Below are 219 nucleotides of genomic sequence, written 5' to 3'. Positions count from 1 at the left end.
GCCCCGGTGTTCCCGCCCGCGCTGCCGCCTCCGCCCGCCGTGCCGGCGCCCGACTGCTGGGTGGCGGGAGCGCTCGGGGCGGTGCCGGTGGACTCCCCGCCGCCGCCCGCGTTCAGGGTGCAGGGCGCCAGCGCGTCCAGCCCGGCCGGCTTGGCCGCCGTACGCCCGATGGCCGTGGCGATGCGGTTGACGGTGGCCACGCGCTTGTCCTTCAGAGGG

General features: G+C 79.5%; 1 pseudogene. It reads right to left on the bottom strand.

The annotated features are described in order from the left end of the window. Positions 1–219 (bottom strand): annotated as a pseudogene (locus C3492_RS43935) (hypothetical protein); the annotation flags it as partial.

Source organism: Streptomyces sp. Ru62 (assembly GCF_002920615.1).
Taxonomy (GTDB): Bacteria; Actinomycetota; Actinomycetes; order Streptomycetales; family Streptomycetaceae; genus Streptomyces.
The sequence above is the reverse complement of the archived record's forward strand: the minus strand, read 5'-3'. Positions and strand labels throughout refer to the sequence as shown.